General features: G+C 64.4%; 1 protein-coding gene and 1 pseudogene. Both read left to right on the top strand.

The genetic code is table 11. The features are described from left to right. A pseudogene (locus tag AB0I77_RS53520) lies at positions 1-609 on the top strand (alpha-1,4-glucan--maltose-1-phosphate maltosyltransferase); the annotation flags it as partial. After that, a partial coding sequence (locus tag AB0I77_RS53515) for an alpha-amylase family glycosyl hydrolase (protein ID WP_363290324.1) occupies positions 606-1,501 on the top strand: 896 nt, incomplete at its 3' end. The pseudogene AB0I77_RS53520 and the gene AB0I77_RS53515, both read left to right, overlap by 4 nt.

Raw genomic sequence — 1,501 nt, 5'->3', positions numbered from 1 at the left:
TTCTTCGCCAACACCCCCGACATCCTGCACGAATACCTCCAGCACGGCGGCCGGCCCGCCTTCGAGACACGGGCCGTACTGGCCGCCACCCTCTCCCCGGCCTGGGGTATCTACAGCGGCTACGAACTGTGCGAGAACACCCCGGTCCGAGACGGCAGCGAGGAATACCTCGATTCCGAGAAATACCAGCTCAAGCCCCGCGACTGGGAAACAGCCGAACGCGAGGGCCGCACCATCACCCCCCTGATCACGAAACTCAACACGATCCGGCGCGCGAATCCGGCCCTGCGTCAGTTGCGCGATCTCCACTTCCATCACGTGGATCAGGAAGCGGTGATCGCGTATTCGAAGCGGCAGGGATCGAACACGGTTCTGGTGGTCGCCAACCTCGACCCCCACCACACCCAGGAGGCCACGGTCTCGTTGGACATGCCGCAACTCGGCCTGGAATGGCACGAGTCGGTGCCGGTGCGCGACGAGCTCACCGGCGAGACCTATCACTGGGGCAGGGCCAACTATGTGCGCCTCGAACCGGGCACCCGGCCCGCGCACATCTTCTTGGTTCTGCGACCGTCCACCCCGCAGATCGGAGGGTCACCCACAACATGATCGTCAACGAGCCCGTCCAGGACACCTTCGAGGACACCCCCGCCAAGGACCGGGACCCGGAGTGGTTCAAGCGCGCCGTCTTCTACGAGGTCCTCGTCCGCTCCTTCCAGGACAGCAACGGCGACGGCGTCGGGGACCTCAAGGGCATCACCGCCAAACTGGACTATCTCCAGTGGCTGGGCGTGGACTGCCTGTGGCTGCCGCCCTTCTTCAAGTCCCCTCTGCGGGACGGCGGTTACGACGTCTCCGACTACACCGCCGTACTGCCCGAGTTCGGTGACCTCGCGGACTTCGTGGAGTTCGTGGACGCCACCCACCAGCGCGGCATGCGCGTCATCATCGACTTCGTCATGAACCACACCAGCGACCAGCACCCGTGGTTCCAGGAGTCCAGGAACAATCCCGACGGCCCTTACGGCGACTATTACGTCTGGGCCGACGACGACAAGCAGTACCAGGACGCGCGGATCATCTTCGTCGACACCGAGGCCTCCAACTGGACCTTCGATCCGGTCCGCAAGCAGTACTACTGGCACCGCTTCTTCTCCCACCAGCCGGACCTCAACTACGAGAACCCGGCCGTCCAGGAGGAGATCATCTCCGCCCTCCGCTTCTGGCTGGACCTCGGTATCGACGGTTTCCGGCTGGACGCGGTGCCCTACCTCTACCAGCAGGAGGGCACCAACTGCGAAAACCTGCCGGCGACCCACGACTTCCTCAGGCGGGTCCGGAAGGAGATCGACGCCAGTTATCCGGACACGGTGTTGCTGGCGGAGGCGAACCAGTGGCCGGAGGATGTCGTCGACTACTTCGGCGACTACCGCAGCGGCGGCGACGAATGCCACATGGCTTTCCACTTCCCGGTCATGCCGCGCATCTTCATGGCCGTCCG

This window comes from Streptomyces sp. NPDC050619 (assembly GCF_040654815.1).
GTDB lineage: Bacteria > Actinomycetota > Actinomycetes > Streptomycetales > Streptomycetaceae > Streptomyces.
The sequence above is the reverse complement of the archived record's forward strand: the minus strand, read 5'-3'. Positions and strand labels throughout refer to the sequence as shown.